The sequence below is a fragment of the Sphingomonas longa genome (assembly GCF_016892685.1).
GTDB classification, from domain to species: Bacteria; Pseudomonadota; Alphaproteobacteria; order Sphingomonadales; family Sphingomonadaceae; genus Sphingomonas; species Sphingomonas longa.
The window spans coordinates 462,520-484,249 of sequence record NZ_JAFEMC010000001.1 but is presented as its reverse complement, the minus strand read 5'-3'; the positions used below and the strand labels follow the sequence as shown (position 1 = coordinate 484,249).

The window sequence follows — 21,730 nt, the reverse complement described above, 5'->3', positions numbered from 1 at the left end:
TCAGTGCGGGGTGACGCCCATCTCCACGCCGGTTTTGTCGTAAAGCGCGAAGCGATCGACGAGATCGGCGCTGGCGCGGTTATAACCGATCACCGTCACCTCCGCACCGTCGCGGCGCAGGCGCGCGACCGCCTTGTCGAGCGCACCCACGGCGGAGATATCCCAGAAATGTGCGGCGGTGACGTCGATCAGGACGTGGGCGGCGGGCTCCGGCATCCGGAAGGCGCGGGTGAAGCGGTCGACCGAGGCGAAGAAGATCTGGCCGGTGACGATGTAGGTGGCGACGGTGCCGTCTTCCGTCCGCTCGACCGCGAACATGCGACGGACCTTATTCGCGAAGAAGATGCCGGACAGCAGCACGCCCGCCAGCACGCCCTGCGCGAGATCGCGGGTGAGGACGACGACCGCGACCGTGACGAGCATGACGACCGAGGATGTCGGCGGGTGGCGGCGCAAATTGGGGATCGAGTTCCAGCTGAACGTGCCGATCGACACCATGACCATTACGGCAACGAGCGCCGGCATCGGGATGCGGCCGACGAACGGACCGAGCACCGCGAGCAGGAACAGCAGGAACACGCCCGCGGTCAGCGTCGACAGGCGGGTGCGGCCGCCGGACGTGACGTTGATGACCGACTGCCCGATCATCGCGCAGCCGCCCATGCCGGCGACGAGCGCGGCGGCGATGTTGGCAGTGCCCTGACCGGCGCACTCGCGACGCTTGTCGCTGTCGGTGTCGGTCATGTCGTCGACAATCTGCGCGGTCAGCAGCGATTCGAGCAGGCCAACCGCGGCCATCGTCAGCGAATAGGGGAGGATGATGCGCAGCGTGTCGAGCGTCAGCGGCACCTGCGGAAGGTGCAGGCTGGGCAGCCCCTGCGGCAGCGCGCCCATGTCGCCGACCGTGGTGACCGGCACGTTCAGGCCGATACCGATCGCCGCCAGCACGAGGATCGCGACGAGCGGGGAAGGGACCGCTTTCGTCAGGCGCGGCAGGAGGTAGATGATCGCGAGACCGGCCGCGACCATCGCGTACGTCTCCCACCCACGCCCGATCAGTTGCGGTAGCTGCGCCATGAAGATGAGGATTGCGAGCGCGTTGACGAAGCCGGTGATGACCGAGCGCGAGACGAACTGCATCAGCAGATCGAGCCGCGCGAGACCGGCGAGCATCTGGATCAGACCCATCAAAATCGTCGCGGCGAAGAGGTATTCGACGCCGTGGTCGCGGACGAGCGGTACGACGACGACCGCGACGGCGGCCGTGGCGGCGGAGATCATGCCGGGCCGCCCGCCGGTGAAGGCGATGACGGTGGCGATCGCAACCGACGCGTAGAGGCCGACGCGGGGATCGACGCCGGCGATGACGGAAAATCCGATCGCCTCCGGGATCAGGGCAAGCGCGACGACGATCCCTGCGAGCAGGTCCGCGCGCGGATTCGACAGCCAGTCGCGGCGAAGCGTGGCGATTATTGTCATGGGGGAAGGTCCGAGTGTGCGGCAGGGTCGCCGCGCTGTCCCGGGGATAGGCGCCGGGCCGAGCCACCCGGCTGGGCCGGGTCCGTCTTGTTCGGGGCTTTAGGCGGGGGAGGGGGTTCGGGCAAGGGGTGGGCGCAAGAGGCTGGTGCCCGTCCCTTCCCGCCTTGTCGCTACCCTTTAGCAATCATCGCGACATAGCTGCGCTACCGGTTACCAAGCCACCACCCCGGCGCGGGCCGGGGTTCAGTTGAGTGATGTTCGCAGTAGATTACCGCAGACATCGCAACTGGGCGCGGCCTTCCGGGCTGATAGAAGATGGTTCTCGGACGATCCCCGTACAGGTGAGGACTTGAGAGGGAGGAGCCTTGGCCGTGCCGCTTGTGGAGAGACCCTCCCCCAGCCCCTCCCAAGGTGAGGGGGCGTTAAAAGGGCTTACGCTGCCACCCAGTCGCCCGACTTGCCGCCCGTTTTCGTCAGCAGGCGGACGCCGTCGATGGTCATGGCTTTGTCGACGGCCTTGACCATGTCGTAGACCGTCAGCAGCGCGACCGTCGCGGCGGTGAGGGCTTCCATTTCGACGCCGGTCTGGCCGGTCGTGGCGCAGGTGGCGGTAACGGTGACGCCGGTGTCCGTCGCGTCGAGGTCGATCGTGACCTTCGACAACGGGAGTGGGTGGCAGAGCGGGATCAACTCCGCGGTGCGCTTGGCGGCCATGATCCCGGCGACGCGCGCGACGGCGAGGACATCGCCCTTGTTCGCGGACGCGTCCCGGACCAGCGCCAGCGCTTCGGCCGACATCGCAATGCGACCGGTCGCCACCGCCTGACGCTTCGTCGCGGTCTTGTCGCCGACATCGACCATGCGCGCCGCGCCGGTTTCGTCGAGATGCGTCAGGCCGGTCATCCGTTCAGCAGCGTCCGTGTCGCTGCCTCGACATCGGCGTGCCGCATCAGCGCTTCGCCGACGAGGAAGCAGCGGACACCGTGCTCGGCGATCGCCTCCAGATCGGCATGCGTCGTCAGGCCGCTTTCGGCGACGAAGGTGCAGTCGGGCGGGGCGAGCGCCTTGAGCTTCCACGAGCGCGAGGTGTCGACCGAGAAGTCGCGCAGATCGCGGTTGTTGACGCCGATCAGCCGCGAGCGGAGCTTCAGCGCGCGGTCCAGTTCGTCTTCGTCGTGGACCTCGACCAGCACGTCGAGACCCTGCTCGATCGCGGCGGCTTCGAGTTCGGCGAGCGTGGCGTCATCGAGCGCGGCGACGATCAGCAGGATCGCGTCCGCGCCCAGGCTGCGCGCCTCGACCACCTGATAGGGGTCGACGGTGAAGTCCTTGCGCAGGACGGGCAGCGACACGGCGTCACGGGCTGCGATCAGATACGCGTCGGAGCCCTGGAAATACTGCTCGTCGGTCAGCACCGACAGGCAGGCCGCGCCTCCGGCCTCATAGGCGCGGGCGTGCGCGGGAGGATCGAAATCGGGACGGATCAGGCCCTTGCTGGGGCTGGCCTTCTTGACCTCGGCGATCAGCGCGTGGCCCGGTTTGGCGTCGAGCGCGGCGCGGAAGCCGCGGGGCGGGGTTGGGGTGCGCGCGGCGAGGTCGGCATAGGAGGTCGCGGCTTTGCGGGTCGCGATTTCCTCTCGCTTGGTGGCGAGGATCCGGTCGAGCATGTTGGCGTAACTGGTCATGCGTAAGCGATCCAGCGATCAAGCAGCGCGTTGGCGTCGCCGCGATCGATCGTCTCGGCGGCGAGCATCGCGCCGTCCTTAAGGGTAGGGGCCTTGCCCGCCAGCAGCAGCGCGGCGGCCGCGTTGAGCAGCACGGCGTCGCGGTAGGCGCTGTGTTCGCCGGCGAGCAGGCGGCGCAGCGCGAGGGCGTTGTGTGCGGCGTCGCCACCGCGGATCGCCTCGACCGGAGAGCGGGGCAGGCCGGCGTCCTCGGGCGTGACGCTGGAGGGGAGTGAGGCGTTGCCGACCGATACGACGACGCTGGGGCCGGCGCCGGACAGTTCGTCGAGTCCTTCTTCGCCCGAGACGACGAAGGACGCTTCGGTGCCGAGCTGCTCCAGCACGTCGGCGTAAAGCGTGGCGTAGTCGGGGCGGGCAATGCCGATCAACTGGCGCGTGACGTGCGCCGGATTGGCGAGCGGTCCCATGAGGTTGAAGATCGTGCGACGACCGATCGCGCGGCGGATCGGCGTGATACGGCGCATCGCCGGGTGGTGGTTGGCGGCGAACAGGAAGCAGATGCCGATGTCGCGCAGGCTCGCCTCCGCCGACGCTCCGGCCGCGGCCATGTCGAGGCCCAGCGCCTCCAGCGTGTCCGCCGCGCCAGCCTTGGACGAGGCGGCGCGGTTGCCGTTCTTGGCGACGGGCACGCCGGTGGCGGCGACGATCAGCGCGACGGCGGTGGAGACGTTGAGCGTGTGGTGGCCGTCGCCGCCGGTGCCGCAGACGTCGATCGCGCCCGCGGGCGCCTCGATCGGGATCAGGCGGGCCCGCAGCGCGCGGGCGGCCTCGGCGATCTCGATCGAGGTTTCGCCACGCTCGGTCAGGCCGATCAGGAAGGCGGCGATCGCCTCGTCGCTGGCGCGACCGTCGAGCACGTCGGCGAAGGCGGCGGCGGCGGTTTCGCGAGACAGCGGGCTGTCGGTCGACGGCAGCAGCGCGAGCGTCGTCATGCGCGTTCGGTCACTTGGATGCCGGCGTCGCGCAGGAAGTTGGCAAGCATTGCGTGGCCGTGTTCGGTGGCGATGCTTTCGGGGTGGAACTGGACGCCGTGGATCGGCAGGGTCGCGTGGCGGAAGCCCATGACGGTGCCGTCCTCCGCGCGGGCGTTGACGAGCAGTGCGTCGGGTACGTCGTTGACGATCAGCGAGTGGTAGCGGGTGGCGGTGAAGGGCGAGGGCAGGCCGGCGAACATGCCGCTGCCGTCGTGCAGGACGGGCGAGGTCTTGCCGTGCATCAGGCCGCCCCGTTCCACCTTGCCGCCGAAATGCTGGCCGATCGCCTGATGGCCGAGACAGACGCCGAGCAGAGGCCGGCCAGCATCGGCGGCGGCGGCGACGAGGTCGAGGCTGACCCCCGCCTGCGTCGGCGTGCAGGGACCGGGCGAGATCAGGAACGCCTCCGCCCCCGACGACAGCGCCTGTCCCGCCGAGATGGCATCGTTGCGCACGACCTCCACTTCGGTTCCCAGTTCCATCAGATAGTGGACGAGGTTCCAGGTGAAGCTGTCGTAATTGTCGATTACGAGGATCATGCCCGCCGCCATAGCCGATGCGGACCCGCACGCAACATCGCTCTGGGCGGCGAAACATCGCGGCAACATGCCCGCGCCAGTCGGGCGTTCAGCGCGGAGCCATGCGGCGTCCGCGACGTTGTATCGTCCGAAGGAGTAAGATCATGAAGTCCAGCCTGTTCGCCGCCGCGATGCTGTTGGCCGTGCCGGGTGCCGGGTTCGCGCAGCAGGCCGAGACGGGTCAGCCGCCGCAGCGCATCCGCAGCGTCCAACTGGCCGATGGCCAGCAATGTCCGCAATCGACCGGTGACGAGGTGATCGTCTGCTCGCGGGCGGGTGAGCCGTATCGCATTCCGCCGGCGCTGCGCGATACGGGGCCGGTATCGGTGCCGAATTCGAGCTGGGCGGCACGGGCCGCCGACGGGGAGCAGACGCAGAGGGTGGCGTCAGGATTGCCCAACACCTGTTCGCCGAACGGGGTCGCGGCGCAATCTGGATGCTCGTTGCAGGCTAACCGTCGCTGGGCGGCTGAGCAGCGGGCGAGGCAGGCGGCGGAGCGGGCCATTCCGTAATCGGCGAAGCGGGGCTGCGGCTGTTACCCCGTTTCAAGCGGCGCAACGTCATAGGTGACGTTGCCCTGCTCCTGCCCCGTGCCGGCATTCCCTCGAACAGGGAAGCGCCCGACTACTGTCCGAACGCGCTTTCGCCGGCTCGCGACACCGCTTCTCGCGCTGCTGCGAGGATGGCGCCAGCCTTGGCTTCGCATTCGCGTTGCTCGTACTCAGGGATGGAGTCCGCGACGATGCCGGCTCCGGCCTGGACGTGGATCGTGCCGTCCTTGACCACGGCCGTTCGCAGGACGATGCAGCTGTCGAGGGAGCCGTCGGGCGAGAAATAGCCGACGCCGCCGGCGTACGCTCCGCGACGCTCGGGCTCCAGTTCAGCGATGATCTGGCAGGCGCGGACCTTGGGGGCGCCGCTGACGGTGCCGGCGGGGAAGCCGGCGAACATCGCATCCAGCGCGTCGCGATCGTCGGCCAATCTGGCGGTGACGTTCGAGACGATGTGCATGACGTGGCTGTACAGCTCGACCGTGTAGCTGTCGGTGACGCGCACGCTGCCGGGCGATGCGGCGCGGCCGGCGTCGTTGCGGCCGAGATCGAGCAGCATCAGATGTTCGGCGCGTTCCTTGGGATCGGCGAGCAGGGAGGTGCGGTTCGCCTCGTCTTCCGCCGCGGTCTTGCCGCGCGGGCGGGTGCCGGCGATCGGGCGGACGGTGATCTCCCCGTCGCGAACGCGGACCAGGATTTCCGGGCTGGACCCGATCAGCGCGAAGCCGGGCAGGTCGAGATGGTAGAGAAACGGCGACGGGTTGATCCGGCGCAGCGAGCGGTACAGCTCGAACGGCGGCAACGTGAAAGGTGCGGAGAAACGCTGCGCCAGCACGACCTGAAAAATGTCGCCTGCCGCGATATACTCCTTTGCGGCAGCCACCATCTCACCGTAGCGGCCGGGCGCGAGGGCGGGGGTGTAGGACGGCTCCGGCGCGTCGGCGCGGAAGGGGGCGGGCAGGTGCGTGGCGGCGAGGCGCGCGGCGACGGCGTCGAGCCGCGCCTCCGCCTCGGCGACGATCGCCGAGGGATCGCGCGCGAGGTCGGGCCAGGCGGGGGCAATCAGGTACAGCGTGTCGGCGAGACGGTCGAACACCAGCAGCACGGTGGGCCGTACGAACATCATGTCCGGCAGGCCGAGCGGGTCGGCGGAAGGCTGCGCCAAGTCTTCGACCAGCCCCACCGTCTCGTAGCCGAAATAGCCCACGAGACAGGTCAGGGCGCGCGGTAGCTCCGGATCGACCTCCGCGCGGCACGCGGCAACGAGCGCACGTAGCGCGGTCAGTGTCGGTTGCGGGCAGGGTTCGAAGGCGTCGCGATCATGCGGCCAGCGGCGGTTGATCGCCGCGTGCTGCCCGTGCGCGCGGAAGACGAGATCGGGGGCGAGGCCGATGATGCTGTGCCGACCACGGATCGCGCCGCCCTCGACCGATTCCAGCAGGAAGTCGCCGCGGCCCGGCTCGATCAGCTTCAGCGCGGCGGCGACCGGGGTCTCGGTATCCGCCACCTGCCGCCGCCAGATCATCGCCGGCCGGCCGGCGGCCAGCGTGTCGATTGCCGCCGTCATGACCCGGTCAGTTGCCGGTGCCGGACAGGTCCTTGCGGACGCGGGCGAGCGCGTTGCTGTCGGTCTTGACGCCGAGTTCGCTGCGCGCGGCGCGGGCGAACTGCTCCGCCAGCTCGCGACCGATCAGGCGCGAGATGTCGCCGCGGGCCCCGGCGATGGCGGCCGGGTTGCGGCTGGCATCGGCGCGCTCGACCTGGTTGAGCTTCACGATCAGCCAGCCGGCGCCCTGCGGCGCCTCCAGCAGCTTCGCCGAACCCTTCGCCATGCTGAACATCAGCGCGAGTGCGGGTTCGGCCCCGCCCTGCGCCTGCGCGAGTTGTGCGCGGGTCGCGCTGATCGGGCGGGCCGCAGGAGCACCGGCGGCGGCGAGCGCCTGCGGCAAGGCGGTGCCGCCATTGACCTTGGCGAGGACCTGACCGGCGAGCCGGCGCGCGGCCTGACGGCGGCGATCGGCGGTGAAGTCCGCGACGACGCGGTCCCGGATCTGCGCCAACGGACGCGGCGCGGCGGGGCTGATCGCGCCGACGGCGACGACGGCGAAGCTGCCGTCCGGGTTGGTCTGCACGAGCTGCGGCGGGTCGCCGTCGGCGGCGGTGAAGGCGGCGGTGACGACGGCGGTCAGCGCCGGGTCGATCTTCGCTCCGTTGAGCGGATCGACGCCCTGTGCCGTAACCGCGGGCGTGGTCTGCGGCTGGAGCGACTGATCCTTCACGACCTCGTCGAAGGTCGCGTCGGCGACCAGCGCATCGTCCATCTTGTCGTGGATGGTCGACATCGCCTCCGCGCCCTTCTGCTTGGACAGGGTGACGACGATGTCGTCGCGCGCCTGCGCCAGCGTGCGGCCCGGGACCTGCTGGATCGATTCGACGCGTGCGACGACGAAGCCCAGCGGCCCCTTGACCGGACCGACGACGGCGTTCGCGGCCGCGGCGAAGACCTGATCGGCGATCGCCGCGTCCGCCTGCTTCGCATAATCGATCTTGGTCGTGCCCTCGATCAGCGCGGCCTCCAGCCCTGCCTGCGTCGCGGCGGCGGCGATCGGCGTGCCGGCACGGACCTTGGCGGCGAGTGCCGTGGCGCCCGCCTGATCGAGGACGATGACCTGGCGGATCGTGCGCTTCTCGGTCGGCTGATACTGCGCCTTGTTCTGGTTGTACGCCTGCGCGATCTCCGCGTCGGTCGGCTTGGCGCGGGCGGCGACCATCGCGGGCGTAACGACGGCGTAGCGGATCGTACGGCGCTCCGGCACCGAATAGCGGTTGAGGTTGCGGCCGTAGAAGGTCTGCAACTCGGCATCGGTCGGGGCCGGACCGGCGGGAACGATCGCGGCCGGTACGAAGCCGATCAGGCCGGCGCGCTTCTCCAGCAACAGGCTGGCATAGGGGATCGCGACCTGTTGCGGCACCTGCGCCGCGCCGATCGTCGGGCCGGTCAACTGCGCGACCAGCGTGTCGCGGACGATGTCGGCCCGCACCTGCTTGTCGGTCAGCTTACGCTCGGCGAGGATGCGCCGGTACAGCGTCTCGTCGAACTGGCCATTGGGGCCTTGCAGCGCGGGGATACTGGCGATCTGGCCATCGACGGCGCGCTTGCTGACGACCATGCCCTGGTCGTGGCCGAACTGCTGCAACGCGGTCGTGGTGATAAGCCGCTGCAACGTGCCGTCGAGGCCACCGGCCGCGACGAAGCCCGCCATGTCGAGAGTCGGCTGCTGCTGACGCGCGACCTGAAGCTCGTCATTGGCGCGGGCGGTCAGGTCGGCGACGGTGATGTCCTTGCCGCCGACTTTCGCGACATCGTTGCCGGTCAATCCGCCCGAACCGGTCGACAGGTTCGTGACGTCGCCCGCCGCGAAAGCGAGGGCGATGACGCCGAGCACCACGAAGGTGACGATGAACCCCACCCTGGAATTGATGATGCGGCGAAAGAAGCTGAGCATGGACGACCGATCTGAAGGAATGTCGGCCGCTTTAGCAGGTGACGGGGCGGCTTCAAGCTTGTGCGCGGACGCCGGACCGTTAGGGCCGTCGGGAACTGAAACAGGGAGAGCGGTGGATGCGGCGCAAGCTGGTGGCGGGGAACTGGAAAATGAACGGGACGCGGGCGTCGCTGGCGGAGCTGGACGGCATTGCCGCCGCCGCTGCCGCCGCGCCGGGCGTCGATGTCTCGGTCGCGGTGCCGTTCACGCTGATCGATGCCGCCGCCGCGCGCGTGCCGGCATTGGCGGTCGGCGCGGAGGATGTGCACGAGGCCGATTCGGGCGCGCACACGGGCTGCGTCTCCGCCGCAATGGTCAAGGAAGCCGGCGCACGCTTCACGATCGCCGGCCATTCGGAACGACGTGCCGACCAGCATGAAACGAGCCACGATGCCTGGGCGAAGGCGGCGGCGGCGCACCGCAACGGGCTGGACGTGATCCTGTGCTGCGGCGAGACGGAGGCCGAACGCGATGCGGGCCGTGCCGAGCGGGTGGTACAGGCGCAGATCGAGAAATCCGTGCCCGACAATGCCACCGGCGACTGGTTCACGCTGGCCTACGAACCCCGCTGGGCGATCGGTACGGGGCGGACGCCGACGCTGGACGAGATCGCGGCGATCCACGCGATCGCGCGGGCCAAGCTGCGGCATATGGTCGGCGATGCGGCGGACGGTATCCGCATCCTGTACGGCGGTTCCGTCGTCGGCAGCAACGCGGGCGCGATCCTGCGTTGCGAGAACGTCGACGGGGCGCTGGTCGGCGGCGCGAGCCTGACCGCGGCCAAGTTCGTGCCGATCATCGAGGCGGCGGCGGCGATCGATGGCTGATCCGCGCAGCCAGAAGCAGCGGATGCTGGCGGGCGACCTCTACATCGCCGACGATTCGGAATTGCAGGCGGATGCGCGCGCGGCGGCGGAGTGGATGGTCCGTTACAACGCGGCACTGGCAGATCCGGCGGAGCGCGAGGCGCTGCTGCGGGCGATGTTCGCCAGCGTCGGGCGCGGCGTGACGATCCGGCCGCCGTTCCACTGCGACTATGGGTACAATATCGCGGTCGGTGACGGCGTATTCCTGAACTTCGGCTGCGTCATCCTCGACGTGGTGCGGGTCGCAGTCGGTGCGATGACGCAGATCGGGCCGGGCGTGCAGATCCTGACGGCCGATCACCCGCGCGATCCGGATCAGCGGCGGCAGATGCTGGAGCTGGGACGACCGGTGACGATCGGCGCGAACGTCTGGATCGGGGGCGGCGCGATCATCCTGCCGGGCGTCACGATCGGCGACGACGCGATCATCGGTGCGGGCAGCGTCGTCACGCGCGACGTGCCTGCTGGCGCGACGGTGGTCGGCAATCCGGCGCGGGTGCGGGCAACGGGAGCTATCTGACACGCATCAGGATCGAAGCCGCCGCTTGCGAGTTGGGCTGTCCGCGGGCAAGGGAAAGATGACAACAAGTTCATCTAGCACCGATGACAGGGAGCTCATCACACGATGCGGATTTTGGCTATGGTCGCCGTGCTGGCGGCGCTCGGCGCGTGCAATACGGCGGAAGCACCGGGCAACGAGCAGGATAACGGGACGGTGGTGCTCCGCAACCTGGTCGAAACCGACGTGGCGGGTCAGGCACCGTCCGATCTGCGGGTGAAGGGGACTCGTATTCCGACACCGTCCGACACTGCCTCGCGCTACTTCCTGCTGCGCGAGCGCAAGACCGTGACGGGCACGATCATCGCCATCATCCGTCAGGAGCGCGGCGACCGCGTCGCCTATGCGCGGACCGAGGTGGATTGCGGCAAGCGGCTGTTCCACGTGCTGGGCGTCGGCGACCGGCGTGACCGGGTGGAGGTCGACCACGCACATGACGGGCCGCTGCGCCCTGTCGCCGGCCTGCCGCTGCGCGAGGAGATGGCGCGTTATGTGTGCGAGCGTTCAGGCACGCCGCTCGCGCCGGCGGCGTAGCGCTTCTTCAGGACCGCATAGGCGGCGCGCAGGGCGTAGGCGTCGCCGCCCTTCGGTCGGCCGGGCTTCGCTCCCGGTCGCCACGCGAATACGTCGAGATGCGCCCAGGCGGAGTCGGCGGGTGCGAAGCGGCGGAGGAACAACGCCGCGGTGATCGCACCCGCGAAGCCGCCGTCGGGCGCGTTGACGAGGTCGGCGACGTCCGACTTCAGCATCTCGTCATAGGCGTCCCACAGCGGCAGCCGCCAGACCGGGTCCGATTGAACCGTGCCGGCGGCGATCAGGTCGGCAGCGAGCGCCTCGTCATCGGTGAATAGCGGCGGCAGGTCGGGGCCGAGCGCAACGCGCGCCGCACCGGTCAGCGTCGCGAAGTCGAGGACGAGTTCGGGCTTCTCCTCGCCCGCGCGGGTCAGCGCGTCGCCGAGCACCAGCCGACCCTCCGCGTCCGTATTGGTGTTCTCGACCGTCAGCCCGGCGCGCGTACGCAGAATGTCGCCGGGGCGGAAGGCATCGCCGGCGATCGCGTTCTCGACGGCCGGGATCAGCAGGTGGAGGCGGACGGGTAGGCGAGCGGCCATGACGAGGTCGGCGAGTGCCAGCGCATGCGCCGCCCCGCCCATATCCTTCTTCATCAGGCGCATACCCGCGGACGGCTTGATGTCGAGGCCACCGGTGTCGAAGCAGACACCCTTGCCGACGAAAGCGATGCGGGGTGCCTGCGGATCGCCCCAGTGGAGCTCGATCAGGCGCGGAGCACGGTCGCGGGCGGCGGCTTTGCCGACCGCGTGGATCATCGGATAACCCTGTTCCAACTCGTCGCCGCGGCGGACGACGACGTGCGCATTGTGCCGCTTCGCGAGCGCCTCGGTAGCAGCTTCGAGGTCGGCGGGGCCGCAATCGCACGCGGGCGTGTTGACGAGGTCGCGGACCCACGCCGTCGCCTCCGCCAGCCGCAGCGTTTCCGGCAGCGTCGCGGCGTCTGCGGTGACGAGGATGCGGGGCTCCACGTCCTCCGCCTTGCGATAGCGGTCGAAGCGGTACTGGCCGAGCAGCCATCCGAGCTCGCCGCCCCTGTCGGAGGCGCGGTACGTGCCGCCGGGGAGCGCGGCGGGCAGGGCGGCGAGGGACCAGGGGCCGCCGACATCGTCGGTGACGGCGACGACGCTCCACGCCTCGCCGTCGCCGGGGACGATCGCGTGGGTGCCGGGCTTGCCGGTGAAACGATGCGCGGCGAGCATGGCGCGCGTGCGCGCCGGCTGTGCGCCGAGCCATGCGTCGAACGCCGCGGGTGCGATGAGCTCGATCGCGTGGGCGGGCTGGCCGCGGTCGGCGACGAGGTGCTGGTCGAAACGTGTCATGTCATTCGCCCGGCGTTACAAGGAATTGTTCGAAGCGACCGTCCGAACCGGGTTCGGCGAAGGTGCTGATCCACAGCGACTGTTTGGGATAGGTCACGCGGAAGCCGCGCTGCACGAAGCCGCCGCGCAGGCTGGGCTTGCCGGTCGCGACGAAGCCGGTGGGTTCCCCCAGCGGCGCGAGGCTGGTCCGGTAATCCGCCTGCGCCGCCGGTGTGAAGTAGAAGTTCGCGTCGGTCGTGAGCGCCGCGCGGTCGAGGCCGCCGCGACGCAACTGGTCGTAGACGCGACGCGCCTTGGTGAGGGCGGCAGCGTCCTCCGACGTGGCCGCCGCCGCCTTGGGCAGAACGATCTCCGCCAGCCCACGCGTGATACGGCCATAGGCGTCGGAGAACCACGAATTGGTCAGGACGACGATCGCCGCCTTGTCGTCCGGGAAGACGATGTTCTGCGACAGGAAGCCGACCGCTTCGCCGCTATGTTCCAGCGTGCGGTGATCGAGCCGCCGGTTGTTGCCGATGCCGAGACCATAGCCGTTGGTGGTGCCGTCGGTCAGCTTCACCGCCGTTTCCTGCTCCGCCCAGTCGTCGGCGGGCAGGAGCGTGCGGTTCATGCGTGCGATGTCCCATTTGGCGAGGTCGGCCGCGGACATCGACAGTTCGCCGGCGGCATACAGCCAGCCGCGCGCCGCCGGCGTTTCGACGCGCACGGGCCCGAGCGCGAACCGCTTGTAACCCTGCGGGTAGCGCGGTCCGATTGCGAGGTCCTGATCCATCGCCGCCATGCCGAGCGGGCGGAACACGCGTGCTTGCAGGAAGTCGATCAGCGGCATGCCCGCGACCTTCTCCACAATCATGCCCGCGACGACATAGCCGGTATTCGAATATTGCCACTTCGTGCCCGGTTCGAAGTCGAGCGGCTTCTTCGCCCAGCGGTCGACGATCTGCTGCGGCGTGACGGGCGTGGCCATCGCCGCGAAGCTGTAATCCTGCGGCCAGTAATCCTGAAGCCCGGAGGTGTGGCTGAGCAATTGGCGCAGCGTGATGCGATCGCCCCCGGTGATGCCGGGGATATAGGTGGCGACGGTGTCGTCCAGCTTCAGCTTGCCGTCATCCTCCAGCAACTGCATCGCCGTGGCGGTGAACTGCTTGGAGATCGATGCGATCTGGTACGGCAGGTCGGCGCGGGCGACCGGGATCGCCTCCGACGCCTTCCCGTAAGCTTTGGCCAGGACAAGCCTGCCGCCGCGCACGACCGCGATCGAGGCGGATGGTACGCCGGTATCGGCCAGCGTGCTGCGGACCAGCGTGTCGATCTTTGCCGTTTCGGCGGGCGTGAGGTCCTGTGCGAGCAGGGGAGCGGGCGTCAGCAGCGCGGCGAACGCGATCAGGCGGAGGGTCATCGCGCTACAGAACCAGAAGCGCTCCGGTCGCGCAATGGCGGCGCAGCGGACGAAGCGTCAGCGCCTTGCGGCGGCGAGCAAACCTTCAGGGAACGCGCGCGGGGAACCATCGTTGACGGGGTTCGGGAGCAGTACAGGAGCCAAGCGCATGTTGTGGACCATCGTCGTCATCCTCGTGATCCTCTGGTTGCTGGGCTTCTCCCTCCACATCGGCGCGGGCCTCATTCACATCCTGCTGGTGATCGCGCTGATCGTCGGGCTCGTCCAGTTGTTCACCGGCCGCCGGGTGTAGCTTCCCCGTCGCGTCGCGCTACAAGGGCGCGACGCGACGACAAGGGAGCGACAATGCGGGCGATGTTGATGACGGCGGTGGCGATCATGGGATTGGTTGCCACGGATAGTGCGAATGCGCAGAGCGGCACGATGACCAACGACCCGTATATCTGGCTGGAAGACAAGGACGGCGCAAAGCCGTTGGCGTGGGTGGAGGCGGAGAATGCCCGCACCCTCCCGCGATTGCAGAACGATCCGCGCTACAAGGGCTTTTACGCCGACGCGCTGGCGATCGCATCGTCCAAGGATCGCATCCCGATGCCGGAGCAGACCGGCGGACGTATCCTGAACTTCTGGCGCGATGCAGAGCATCCGCGCGGCATCTGGCGCTGGACCACGCCCGCCAGCTACGCGACCGCGACCCCGCAATGGACGACGCTGATCGACATGGACGCGCTCGGCAAGGCGGAGGGCAAGGAGTGGGTCTGGAAGGGCTCGACCTGCCTTCAGCCGGACGAGCGCCTGTGCCTTGTCGCGCTGTCGGAGGGCGGCGAAGACGCGATCTCCTATCGCGAATTCGATCTGGCCGCAGGGCAGTTCGTCAAAGGCGGCTTCGACCTGCCAAAGTCCAAACAGGGCGCGACGTGGGTCGACAAGGATACGTTGCTCGTCAGCCGCGACTGGGGTGCGGGCACCCTGACCGCGTCGAGCTATCCGTTCGTCGTCAAGCTGTTGAAGCGCGGGCAGCCGCTGGCGTCCGCGACCGAGGTCTTCCGCGGCGAGCCGGGCGACCAGCTCGGCACCTATGCACAGACGATCACCGATGCGGCCGGCCACCGGCTGGTGACGATCCAGCGACGGACGACGTTCTTCGGTGGCGACACGCTGGTGTGGACGCCGAACGGCACGCGCAAGCTCGACATGCCGGCGCGGGCGCAGCCGACGGGCATGGTCGACGGACAGGTGATCTTCACCACCAGCGAGCCGTGGGGCGACATCCCCACCGGCGCGATCGCGTCTGCGCCGCTGAGCGAGGTCGAGCGCGGCGTGCTGAACCCGCGCGTGGTGTTCGCGCCGACGCCGCGGCAGGCGGTGAACGGCGTCACCACGACCAAGTCGCGGCTGATCGTGACGTATCTGGACAATGTCCGTGGCCGGGCGGCGGTCTACGCACCGGGCGCGTCGGGCTGGACCCGCACCGAGGTGCCGGTGCCCGACAACATGGCGATCAACCTGGCGAGCGCGGACGATCGCGGCGACCTGGCGTATCTGTCGGTGACCGGCTTCCTGACGCCGACCCAATTGGTGACGATCGACGCAGCGCGTCCGGCCGCGCCGAAGACCGTCAAGACGCTGCCGGCGCAGTTCGATGCGACCGGGCTGGTCGTCGAGCAGTTCGAGGCGCCGTCGAGCGACGGGACCGAAATCCCGTACTTCGTCGTGCATCGCAAGGATGTGCCGCTGGCCGGAACGACGCCGACGCTGATGACGGCGTATGGCGGGTTCGAGTTGCCGCGCCTGCCGAGCTATGCCGGGGTGACGGGCAAGCTGTGGCTGGAGCGCGGGGGCAGCTTCGTGCTGGCGAACATCCGAGGTGGCGGCGAGTTCGGGCCTGCGTGGCACGATGCCGGCCGGAAGACCAAGCGGCAGGTGATCTACGACGATTTCGCCGGCATCGCGAAGGACCTGTTCAAGCGGCGGCTGACCAGTGCGGAGAAGCTGGGCATCTATGGCGGCTCCAACGGCGGGCTGCTGATGGGCGTGGAAATGACGCAGCGTCCCGAGCTGTGGAAGGCGGTGACGATCCAGGTGCCGCTGCTCGACATGGTCCGTTACGAACAGATCGCGGCAGGCGCGTCGTGGGTGGACGAATACGGGTCGGTGAAGAACCCGGACGAGGCGGCGTTCCTGGAGAAGATCTCGCCCTATGCGCAGTTGAGGAAGGGCGTGAAGTATCCGGAGCCGTATATCTGGACGACGACCAAGGACGACCGCGTCGGGCCGCAGCATGCGCGCAAGTTCGCCGCGCGGATGAAGGAATACGGGCTGCCGTATCTGTTCTACGAGGACACCGCGGGCGGCCATTCGGGCGATGCCGATATCGAACAGGGCGCACGGCTGGCGGCGTTGCAGACGACGTATTTCGCGCAGGCGTTGATGGGGTCGGGAAAGTAGTTCCGGCGATATCCCTTCCTGTAAAGGGATCGTTGTAAAATCCTGTCCTGCCACCCCCGCGAGGGGCGGGGTGGCAGCCCGGGTGACAGGCAGCGCAGCTGTTTCGCAGCGGTCCCCTCGCAGGGGAGGAGCAGTCTCAGGTGGACAGCGCCTTGGCCAGTTCTTCCTTCGTCATCGTCGATCGGCCCGCGATGTTGCGCTTCTTCGCCTCCGCGTAGAGGTCCGCCTTCGTGCGGTGGTCGCGGTACGGGGCGGTCTTCTCAGCCACGTCGGCAGGCTGAGCGGAGTGCTGGTGGCCCTTCTTCGTGTCGGCGCGCTTCTTGGCGGTGGTGCGGCGGTATTCGTCGTCGCTGAGCGCGTCGCGCGCGGCTTTCGGCAGATAGCGTTCGTGCGTGTCGCCGCTCTTCTTGCCCGACTTGGTGCCCCAATCCTCCTTGGACCATTCGTGCAGGCTGTTGTGCGGGTCCTTGTCGCCGACGTAGCCGCCGCCGCGCTTCTTGTATTCGGCGACCGCCATCTGCGCCTTGCGCGCGGACCATTTACCGGGCTCGCCGCCCTTCGCGCCGGCGGTGACCGCCCGCTTTATCTCATCCCACAAATCGGGGTCGCTGCGATCCGCGGTTTCGCTCATGCTGGCTGCAACCGGTGAGGCCGCCACCCGTTCCCGAAAACGAGACGTGGTCGTACCGGCGTGGGACGATCGACTGCATACGAATGTACGCTCTTGCTGCGCTGCGGCAAAAAGCGCATCACGAGGGACGTGAGTACACAGATGACCATCGAGCGCCCCGCCGCCGACGCCGGTCCGCCGCCGTCGCCCGCCACCATCTTCGAGGCGATCGTGAAGCGCCAATGCGTCGCCGCGATCTACAATCGCGGTGAGGTGACGCTGGCGCCGCACATGATCTACACGCGCCACGACGAGCTCTACGTCGACGCGACCACGCTGGAGCGCGACGGCAAGCCGCCGAAGGAAGAGAAGATGGGCACGTTCAAGCTCGCGGGCCTCGCCTCGCTGCGCCTGACGCCGCGTCGTTTTACGCCCAGTGCGTTGTTCGTGCCCTCCGATCCCAAATATCGCGACGTCGCGCTGATGGGGGTCGAGATCGACTAAGCGCGGTCGTGACCCCGGCGTCGGCCGGGGTCACGGATCGGATCAGCGGCAGCGGACCTGCTGTTGGTTCTGTTCGACCGCACGACCGGCCAGTGCACCCGCCGCCGCCCCGAGCAGGGTGCCGACGGTGCGCGAGCGACCGCCGTCAATGACGTTGCCGAGCACGCCGCCAGCCGCACCGCCGACGATCAGGCCGGTGGTGCCGTCCGAACGGCGGCAATAGTAACGGCCGTCGTAACCGGCGTAGACACGGTCGTCGCTCGACAACACGCGCTCCCGGTAGTTCGGACCGGTGCGGTAATCGCGGGCGGGATCGTACGCGCCGTCATCGCCGTCGTCATCGCCATACGTGTCCGGCGCCCGGCGATATCCGTCGCTTCCTTGCGGGTACGCAGGCTGGCGATAGCCGCCGCGGCTGCGGGCGGCCTGATACACGTCCACCTCCTGCCGATAGAGCTGGTATTCGCGATCGAACCGCGACTGCGCCTGTGCGAAGCGCGCGTCGTCGGCGCCGGATTGGCCGAGGACCGGGCTGGCAACGGCGAGCGTCATGCCGGCAAGGGCAACGCTCATGACACGGGAAAGCATGACACTGGACCTCCTGCCCGCGAATCGGGCTCGGCACGCTCTACGAGCCGCTACCCGGACGGTTCCTGAACCGCGCAAGCAAGAGATCGCGGAACGTTGATCTGGTTTATCGAGCGGAGAACAAGTTTACGCCATAAACAATGGCAAGTGTTTGCAAGGAAACGACATTTGCAGGGTCATGGGTCTTTGTCGTTCCTGATCGAGGGAGATCGCCCCTGCGGTCCCGCCGTCGCGGCCGTTATCGACCACGACTGGTCCGGCACGCCGCTGGGTCCGATCGCGGCGTGGTCGCCGCACCTGAAATGCGCCGCGACCTGGGTGCTGGAGGCGAAGCTGCCGGCCGCGCTGATCTGGGGCGCGGAGCAGATCGCAATCGTCAACGATGCGCTGCGTCCGATCCTTCGCTGCGACCGCCAAGGCGTGCGCCTGTCGGAGGCGTTCGCGCATGCCGAATGCGATGTCGGCCAGTTCGCGAAGAAAGCGATGCAGGGCCGCGCCACGCTGGTGCATGATTGCCAGCTGGCGGTGACGCGCGCCGGGTTTCGCGACGAGGCGTGGATGACCTTCTCGTGCAGTCCTGTTCGTGCGGCGGATGGCACGGTCGAGGGCGCGATCCTGACCGGCACCGAAACCACTGCGGGGGTCGAGGCGAAACGGCGTGCCGACGTCGTCGCGTCCGAGCTGAGCCACCGGTTGAAGAACAGCATGGCAATGGTGCAGGCGATCGCGACGCAATCGCTGCGCAACGTAAAGGAACGACCGCTGGTGCGGGCGTTCACCGACCGCATCGTCGCGCTGGGCCGCGCACAGGACGTGCTGCTGCGCGACAACTGGGATCATTCTTCGATGGAGACGATCGTCCGCGACACGTTGGCGGTGCACGCCAAGTTCGCGGAGGGTGATGGCGACGGCGAGCGGATCGACACCAGCGGGCCGGAGCTGATGCTGGCACCGCGCGCGGTGCTGTCGATCGCGATGCTGATGCACGAGCTGGCGACGAATGCGATGAAATATGGGTCGCTGTCGGTGGAGGGCGGCCGCATCGCGGTGGACTGGCGGGTCGAGGGCGAGGAACTGGTGCTGCACTGGCGGGAGTCAGGCGGACCGCCGGCACGGCCACCGACACGCGAGGGGTTTGGTTCACGCCTTATCAACATGGGTCTGGTAGGAACGGGCCATGTCGAGAAACACTTTACGGCAGAAGGGTTTGCAGCGGATTTTCGGGCTCCGCTCCACCAGTTGCTGGATCCCTGACCTGCCCGGCGGGCGGCGGTCGTGAGTGCGGCAAATATGGCGACCGTGCTGGTCGTCGAGGATCAGCCGCTGCTGTTGCTGGACGCCATCGATCTGGTCGAGGCGGCAGGTCTCGGCGCGATCGGCGTCGGCGAGGCCGAAGCAGCCGTCGCGATCCTGAGCGAGAATGCGAATATCCGGGTCGTGCTGACGGGGATCGACATGGCGGGCTCGGTCGACGGGCTGGCGCTGGCAGCGATCGTGCGGGACCGCTGGCCCGCGGTGAACGTGATCGTAACGTCGGGGCACTTGCCGCCAGCGCTCGACGGATTGCCGGGCACGCGGTTCCTGTCACGTCCCTTCGGCGAGACGGAGTTGCGCGAGGCGCTGGGTGAACTGGTCGGCTGACGCGGGCGCTCAGCCGATCGTGACGAAGCTGTCCATCACCCGCTTGCGTCCGGCGGCTTCGAAGTCGATCTCCAGCTTGTTGCCTTCGATCTCGGCGATCGCGCCGTAACCGAATTTCTGGTGGAAGACGCGCAGGCCGATCGACAGATCGTCGCGGCCCTTGTTGCCGAGGCTGACCGCGCTCGACCGCGCCTCGACGATGCGCTTCGGGGCGGTGGTGAAGCTGGACGTGCCCATCTGGCCCGCCGCGCGCTGCCAGCCGGGACCACGACCCGCGCCGCGCGCCACGTCCGCGAACGGATCGGCATGTTCCGACCAGTTGGCGCGCCATAGCGATTCGCCGCCCGACATGCTGGTTTCCGCATCGACATGCTCGGGCGGCAATTCGCCGACGAAGCGGCTGGGGATCGACGAGGTCCACTGGCCGTAGATGCGGCGGTTGGCGGCGTGGAGGATGAAGGCGCGGCGGCGCGCGCGGGTGATCGCCACGTAGGCGAGGCGGCGTTCCTCCTCCAGCGACTTGGTGCCGCCCTCGTCGATCGCGCGCTGGGACGGGAACAATCCTTCCTCCCAGCCGGCGAGGAAGACGGTGTCGAATTCCAGCCCCTTGGCGGCGTGGATGGTCATGATCGTGACCTTCGGGTCGTCGCGGCTGCCCTCGTTGTCCATGACCAGCGACACATGTTCGAGGAATGCGCCGAGCGAGTCGTATTCCTCCATTGCGCGGACGAGTTCGGTCAGGTTCTCCAGCCGACCCGCGGCTTCGGCCGACTTCTCGGCCTGGAGCATCGCGGTGTAGCCGCTCTCGTCCAGCAATTGGCGCGCGAGTTCGGGGTGGGGCAGGGTGGTCGCCATCTCCCGCCAGCGGGCGATGTCGCCGACCAGACGCCCCAGCGACTTGCGCGCCTGCGCGGTCAGTTCGTCGCTGTCGAGAATACGGGCGGCGGCGGTGGTCAGCGGCACGTTCAGCGCGCGCGAGAGCTGGTGGACCTTCGCCACCGCCTTGTCGCCGAGCCCGCGCTTGGGCACGTTGACGATGCGTTCGAATGCCAAATCATCCGCGGGCTGGTTGACGACGCGCAGATAGGCGAGGGCGTCGCGGATTTCCGCGCGTTCGTAGAAGCGGAAGCCGCCGACGATCTTGTACGGCATACCGATCGCGATGAAGCGATCCTCGAACTCGCGGGTCTGGTGCGACGCGCGGACAAGGATGGCGATGTCGTCCAGCGAGGTCCCGCCGCGCTGCGCTGATTCAATCTCGTCTCCTACGCGGCGCGCCTCCTCCGGGCCGTCCCAGATGCCCAACACGCGGACCTTCTCGCCGGCGTCGAGTTCGGTCCACAGCGTCTTGCCGAGCCGGCCGCTATTATTGGCGATAACGCCGCCCGCCGCGCCGAGGATGTGCGGTGTCGAGCGGTAATTCTGTTCGAGGCGGATGACCTTCGCGCCGGGAAAGTCCTTTTCGAAGCGCAAAATGTTTTCGACCTGCGCGCCCCGCCACGAATAGATCGACTGGTCGTCGTCGCCGACGCAGGCGATGTTCTTGCGCTCCTGCGCGAGCAGGCGAAGCCACAGATACTGGACGCTGTTGGTGTCCTGATACTCGTCGACCATGATGTAGCGGAAGCGGGTCTGATACTGCTCCAGCACGTCGCGATGCGTCTTCAGCACGACGAGCATGTGCAGCAGCAGGTCGCCGAAATCGCAGGCGTTCACCGCCTTCAGCCGGTCCTGATATTGCTGGTAGAGTTCACCGCCGCGACCGTTGGCGTAGCGTTCGGACTCGCCCGCATCGATCTCGCGCGGGGTCAGCCCCTTGTTCTTCCACTCGTCGATCAGTCCCGCGAGGCTGCGGGCCGGAAAGCGCTTCTCGTCGATGTCGGCGGCGAGGATGAGCTGCTTCAGCAGGCGCAGCTGATCGTCGGTGTCGAGGATCGTGAAGTTGGATTGCAGCCCGACCAGCTCGGCGTGCCGACGCAGCATCTTCGCGCCGATCGCGTGGAAGGTGCCGAGCCACGGCATGCCCTCGACCGCTTCGCCGACCAGCCGACCGACGCGCTCGCGCATCTCGCGCGCGGCACGATTGGTGAAGGTCACCGCGAGGATCTCGGATGGCCACGCCTTGCGCGTATAGAGCAGGTGCGCGAGCCGGGCAGTCAGCGCCGCAGTCTTGCCCGTGCCGGCACCGGCCAGCATCAGCACCGGGCCATCGGTGGTCAGCACCGCCTCCCGCTGGGGCGGGTTCAAGCCCTTGAGATATGGCGGGTCGGCGAGATTGCTGTCGGTCACGATCGAACAGGTAGGGAACGCGCGCGTCGGGAGCAAGCGCGACGGAGGCGAAGCCGGCCACG

General features: G+C 68.4%; 21 protein-coding genes and 1 other annotated feature. Of the genes, 9 read left to right on the top strand and 12 right to left on the bottom strand.

Going from position 1 to position 21,730, the window contains the following annotated elements; translation table 11 throughout:
- The 5 genes from ILT43_RS02345 to ILT43_RS02325 all read right to left on the bottom strand — a co-directional run bounded on the left by ILT43_RS02345 (position 1) and on the right by ILT43_RS02325 (position 4,737).
- Complete coding sequence (locus tag ILT43_RS02345; protein ID WP_204193843.1) at positions 1-1,479, bottom strand: SulP family inorganic anion transporter; 1,479 nt, start codon at positions 1,477-1,479, stop codon at positions 1-3.
- Between the two features lie 33 nt (positions 1,480-1,512).
- Positions 1,513-1,566: a sequence feature (sul1 is cis-regulatory element that is thought to sense ions involved in sulfur or methionine metabolism; They are found in Alphaproteobacteria), on the bottom strand.
- A gap of 345 nt (positions 1,567-1,911) precedes the next feature.
- Entirely contained in the window at positions 1,912-2,382 is a 471-nt protein-coding gene (gene moaC, locus ILT43_RS02340) for a cyclic pyranopterin monophosphate synthase MoaC (RefSeq protein WP_204193841.1), read from the bottom strand.
- Positions 2,379-3,164 (bottom strand): indole-3-glycerol phosphate synthase TrpC, encoded by a 786-nt coding sequence (gene trpC / locus ILT43_RS02335; RefSeq protein ID WP_204193839.1) that lies wholly within the window; start codon positions 3,162-3,164, stop codon positions 2,379-2,381. The genes moaC and trpC overlap by 4 nt, the downstream gene beginning before the upstream one ends.
- Entirely contained in the window at positions 3,161-4,156 is a 996-nt protein-coding gene (gene trpD, locus ILT43_RS02330) for an anthranilate phosphoribosyltransferase (RefSeq protein WP_204193838.1), read from the bottom strand. Before trpD ends, trpC begins: the two co-directional genes overlap by 4 nt.
- Positions 4,153-4,737 (bottom strand): anthranilate synthase component II, encoded by a 585-nt coding sequence (locus ILT43_RS02325; RefSeq protein ID WP_204193836.1) that lies wholly within the window; start codon positions 4,735-4,737, stop codon positions 4,153-4,155. The genes trpD and ILT43_RS02325 overlap by 4 nt, the downstream gene beginning before the upstream one ends.
- Before the next feature lie 143 nt (positions 4,738-4,880).
- On the opposite strand from ILT43_RS02325, the gene ILT43_RS02320 reads away from it, so the two are divergent.
- Positions 4,881-5,288 (top strand): hypothetical protein, encoded by a 408-nt coding sequence (locus tag ILT43_RS02320; protein ID WP_204193834.1) that lies wholly within the window; start codon positions 4,881-4,883, stop codon positions 5,286-5,288.
- Between the two features lie 112 nt (positions 5,289-5,400).
- Here ILT43_RS02320 and trpE read toward each other — a convergent pair whose 3' ends face one another.
- On the bottom strand, positions 5,401-6,894 hold the full coding sequence (trpE, locus tag ILT43_RS02315; protein WP_204193833.1) for an anthranilate synthase component I: 1,494 nt from the start codon (positions 6,892-6,894) through the stop codon (positions 5,401-5,403).
- A gap of 7 nt (positions 6,895-6,901) precedes the next feature.
- On the bottom strand, positions 6,902-8,833 hold the full coding sequence (locus tag ILT43_RS02310) for a peptidylprolyl isomerase (protein WP_204193831.1): 1,932 nt from the start codon (positions 8,831-8,833) through the stop codon (positions 6,902-6,904).
- A gap of 116 nt (positions 8,834-8,949) precedes the next feature.
- On the opposite strand from ILT43_RS02310, the gene tpiA reads away from it, so the two are divergent.
- From tpiA to ILT43_RS02295, 3 genes are all read left to right on the top strand, one after another.
- Positions 8,950-9,699 (top strand): triose-phosphate isomerase, encoded by a 750-nt coding sequence (gene tpiA / locus ILT43_RS02305; RefSeq protein WP_204193829.1) that lies wholly within the window; start codon positions 8,950-8,952, stop codon positions 9,697-9,699.
- Entirely contained in the window at positions 9,692-10,258 is a 567-nt protein-coding gene (locus ILT43_RS02300; RefSeq protein ID WP_204193828.1) for a sugar O-acetyltransferase, read from the top strand. The genes tpiA and ILT43_RS02300 overlap by 8 nt, the downstream gene beginning before the upstream one ends.
- A 105-nt stretch (positions 10,259-10,363) precedes the next feature.
- Positions 10,364-10,831, top strand: a complete 468-nt coding sequence (locus ILT43_RS02295) for a hypothetical protein (RefSeq protein ID WP_204193826.1) — start codon at positions 10,364-10,366, stop codon at positions 10,829-10,831.
- Here ILT43_RS02295 and ILT43_RS02290 read toward each other — a convergent pair.
- Together ILT43_RS02290 and ILT43_RS02285 are read right to left on the bottom strand one after the other, a co-directional pair.
- Positions 10,786-12,189: a leucyl aminopeptidase family protein gene (locus ILT43_RS02290; protein ID WP_204193824.1), complete on the bottom strand. Its 1,404-nt coding sequence runs from the start codon at positions 12,187-12,189 to the stop codon at positions 10,786-10,788. The genes ILT43_RS02295 and ILT43_RS02290 overlap by 46 nt on opposite strands.
- Position 12,190: 1 nt before the next feature.
- Positions 12,191-13,588, bottom strand: coding sequence for a serine hydrolase domain-containing protein (locus ILT43_RS02285; protein ID WP_204193822.1), 1,398 nt, complete (start codon positions 13,586-13,588; stop codon positions 12,191-12,193).
- Between the two features lie 148 nt (positions 13,589-13,736).
- Between ILT43_RS02285 and ILT43_RS02280 the strand changes: the two genes are divergently transcribed.
- On the top strand, positions 13,737-13,880 hold the full coding sequence (locus ILT43_RS02280) for a lmo0937 family membrane protein (protein ID WP_204193820.1): 144 nt from the start codon (positions 13,737-13,739) through the stop codon (positions 13,878-13,880).
- A gap of 53 nt (positions 13,881-13,933) precedes the next feature.
- Positions 13,934-16,036 (top strand): prolyl oligopeptidase family serine peptidase, encoded by a 2,103-nt coding sequence (locus ILT43_RS02275; protein WP_204193817.1) that lies wholly within the window; start codon positions 13,934-13,936, stop codon positions 16,034-16,036.
- A 136-nt stretch (positions 16,037-16,172) separates the two neighbouring features.
- On the opposite strand, the gene ILT43_RS02270 is transcribed toward ILT43_RS02275, so the two are convergent.
- Positions 16,173-16,667 carry a hypothetical protein gene (locus ILT43_RS02270; RefSeq protein WP_204193816.1) on the bottom strand — a complete coding sequence of 165 codons (495 nt, stop codon included), beginning with the start codon at positions 16,665-16,667 and terminating at the stop codon, positions 16,173-16,175.
- Positions 16,668-16,808: 141 nt separating this feature from the next.
- Between ILT43_RS02270 and ILT43_RS02265 the strand changes: the two genes are divergently transcribed.
- Complete coding sequence (locus tag ILT43_RS02265) at positions 16,809-17,150, top strand: WYL domain-containing protein (RefSeq protein WP_204193814.1); 342 nt, start codon at positions 16,809-16,811, stop codon at positions 17,148-17,150.
- Between the two features lie 42 nt (positions 17,151-17,192).
- On the opposite strand, the gene ILT43_RS02260 is transcribed toward ILT43_RS02265, so the two are convergent.
- Complete coding sequence (locus ILT43_RS02260; RefSeq protein WP_204193812.1) at positions 17,193-17,723, bottom strand: glycine zipper 2TM domain-containing protein; 531 nt, start codon at positions 17,721-17,723, stop codon at positions 17,193-17,195.
- A 183-nt stretch (positions 17,724-17,906) separates the two neighbouring features.
- On the opposite strand from ILT43_RS02260, the gene ILT43_RS02255 reads away from it, so the two are divergent.
- The gene (locus ILT43_RS02255) at positions 17,907-18,992 is read left to right on the top strand and encodes a sensor histidine kinase (protein WP_204193811.1); all 1,086 of its coding nucleotides are present in this window, start codon (positions 17,907-17,909) and stop codon (positions 18,990-18,992) included.
- Between the two features lie 21 nt (positions 18,993-19,013).
- Positions 19,014-19,379 carry a response regulator gene (locus ILT43_RS02250; protein WP_204193809.1) on the top strand — a complete coding sequence of 122 codons (366 nt, stop codon included), beginning with the start codon at positions 19,014-19,016 and terminating at the stop codon, positions 19,377-19,379.
- Between the two features lie 9 nt (positions 19,380-19,388).
- Here the strand turns inward: ILT43_RS02250 and ILT43_RS02245 are convergent, their stop codons facing one another.
- On the bottom strand, positions 19,389-21,668 hold the full coding sequence (locus ILT43_RS02245; protein ID WP_318293450.1) for an ATP-dependent helicase: 2,280 nt from the start codon (positions 21,666-21,668) through the stop codon (positions 19,389-19,391).
- Positions 21,669-21,730 lie beyond the last annotated feature (62 nt).

What these genes read in the sequence shown, in the direction of transcription:
- ILT43_RS02290 (WP_204193824.1), bottom strand. Translation starts at nt 12,189, where the DNA reads ATGACACGTTTCGACCAGCACCTCGTCGCCGACCGCGGCCAGCCCGCC.
- ILT43_RS02295 (WP_204193826.1), top strand. Translation starts at nt 10,364, where the DNA reads ATGCGGATTTTGGCTATGGTCGCCGTGCTGGCGGCGCTCGGCGCGTGC.
- ILT43_RS02285 (WP_204193822.1), bottom strand. Translation starts at nt 13,588, where the DNA reads ATGACCCTCCGCCTGATCGCGTTCGCCGCGCTGCTGACGCCCGCTCCC.
- tpiA (WP_204193829.1), top strand. Translation starts at nt 8,950, where the DNA reads ATGCGGCGCAAGCTGGTGGCGGGGAACTGGAAAATGAACGGGACGCGG.
- trpD (WP_204193838.1), bottom strand. Translation starts at nt 4,156, where the DNA reads ATGACGACGCTCGCGCTGCTGCCGTCGACCGACAGCCCGCTGTCTCGC.
- trpC (WP_204193839.1), bottom strand. Translation starts at nt 3,164, where the DNA reads ATGACCAGTTACGCCAACATGCTCGACCGGATCCTCGCCACCAAGCGA.
- ILT43_RS02310 (WP_204193831.1), bottom strand. Translation starts at nt 8,833, where the DNA reads ATGCTCAGCTTCTTTCGCCGCATCATCAATTCCAGGGTGGGGTTCATC.
- ILT43_RS02270 (WP_204193816.1), bottom strand. Translation starts at nt 16,667, where the DNA reads ATGAGCGAAACCGCGGATCGCAGCGACCCCGATTTGTGGGATGAGATA.
- ILT43_RS02280 (WP_204193820.1), top strand. Translation starts at nt 13,737, where the DNA reads ATGTTGTGGACCATCGTCGTCATCCTCGTGATCCTCTGGTTGCTGGGC.
- ILT43_RS02260 (WP_204193812.1), bottom strand. Translation starts at nt 17,723, where the DNA reads ATGAGCGTTGCCCTTGCCGGCATGACGCTCGCCGTTGCCAGCCCGGTC.
- trpE (WP_204193833.1), bottom strand. Translation starts at nt 6,894, where the DNA reads ATGACGGCGGCAATCGACACGCTGGCCGCCGGCCGGCCGGCGATGATC.
- ILT43_RS02345 (WP_204193843.1), bottom strand. Translation starts at nt 1,479, where the DNA reads ATGACAATAATCGCCACGCTTCGCCGCGACTGGCTGTCGAATCCGCGC.
- ILT43_RS02300 (WP_204193828.1), top strand. Translation starts at nt 9,692, where the DNA reads ATGGCTGATCCGCGCAGCCAGAAGCAGCGGATGCTGGCGGGCGACCTC.
- ILT43_RS02320 (WP_204193834.1), top strand. Translation starts at nt 4,881, where the DNA reads ATGAAGTCCAGCCTGTTCGCCGCCGCGATGCTGTTGGCCGTGCCGGGT.
- ILT43_RS02275 (WP_204193817.1), top strand. Translation starts at nt 13,934, where the DNA reads ATGCGGGCGATGTTGATGACGGCGGTGGCGATCATGGGATTGGTTGCC.
- ILT43_RS02265 (WP_204193814.1), top strand. Translation starts at nt 16,809, where the DNA reads ATGACCATCGAGCGCCCCGCCGCCGACGCCGGTCCGCCGCCGTCGCCC.
- ILT43_RS02325 (WP_204193836.1), bottom strand. Translation starts at nt 4,737, where the DNA reads ATGATCCTCGTAATCGACAATTACGACAGCTTCACCTGGAACCTCGTC.
- moaC (WP_204193841.1), bottom strand. Translation starts at nt 2,382, where the DNA reads ATGACCGGCCTGACGCATCTCGACGAAACCGGCGCGGCGCGCATGGTC.